The sequence below is a fragment of the uncultured Roseibium sp. genome (assembly GCF_947499295.1).
Taxonomy (GTDB): domain Bacteria; phylum Pseudomonadota; class Alphaproteobacteria; order Rhizobiales; family Stappiaceae; genus Roseibium.
Genome location: NZ_CANMNP010000105.1, coordinates 1 through 1055, shown reverse-complemented (window position 1 = coordinate 1055; position 1055 = coordinate 1). Strand labels below are relative to the sequence as shown.

Genomic DNA, 1055 nt, shown 5'->3' with positions numbered 1-1055 from the left:
GCAGCTGTTGTCGGTACGGTTGAAGAAGAGGGACTGACGGACGGCAATGAAGACACTGTCGATGCCGATGGCAATGATGGTGATACGGATGGTGGCACGGATGGCGAGCTCGATATCGTTGGTCCAGCTGTTTCCGGCAACCTTCAGTCGCTTGTCTCTGTTGGTGCGGATGACGATCCCGACATTGGTGCTGGCCTTGCCGAGTTCAGCCTGATCAGCGATGTTGCAGCGCTGCAGACGGCTCATAACCTGACCTCTGCAGGCGTTGCGGTGACCTATGCGGTCACGGGCGATGCAACGACCGGTTACACGCTCACGGCAACAGCAGGCTCGGATTCCGTCTTTACGCTGTTGGTGAATGCTGACGGCAGCTACACGTTCACGCTGCTCGGTCAGATTGACCACGGCACCGCATCTGATCCTGCGACACCTTCTCTTGAAGAAACGCTGACGCTGGACTTCTCCTCGATCCTTCGGGCAGAGGACGGGGACGGCGATGTGATCGGCATTTCCGACGATCGCTTTGAGATCAACATCATCGATGATGTTCCGGTCGAGACCTTCAGCAACGATGACAACAATGTTGTTGGTACCGTTGAAGAAGAGGCGCTGACGGGCGGCAATGAAGATGCTGCTGATGCGGACGGCAATGATGAAGACACGACAGGTGGCGGTGGCCGTCCAGGTGATCTGACACGGACCAGCGCAGTTGCGACGGGTGACCTTCAGTCGCTAGTCTCTGTTGGTGCGGATGCGGACCCTGATGCGGGTGCAGGTCTTGCCGAGTTCAGCATGGTTGGCGATGCGGCTGCTCTTGCGACCACGCACAATCTGACCTCTGCCGGTGTTGCGGTCGAGTATGAACTGACCGGGGATGCAACAAGTGGTTACACGCTTGCGGCAACTGCAGGCTTGGAATCCGTCTTCACGCTGGTTGTGCTGGCAGACGGGACCTACACATTCACGCTTGAAGGTCAGATTGACCATGGTACAGCGTCTGATCCTGCAACGCCTGCTGATGAAGAAACGCTGACGCTGGACTTCTCCTCGCTTCT

At 57.3% G+C, this 1055-nt stretch carries 1 protein-coding gene; it reads left to right on the top strand.

The annotated features are described in order from the left end of the window. On the top strand, positions 1 to 1055 hold a 1055-nt coding region (locus tag Q0835_RS29955; RefSeq protein ID WP_298967139.1), incomplete at both ends, for a hypothetical protein.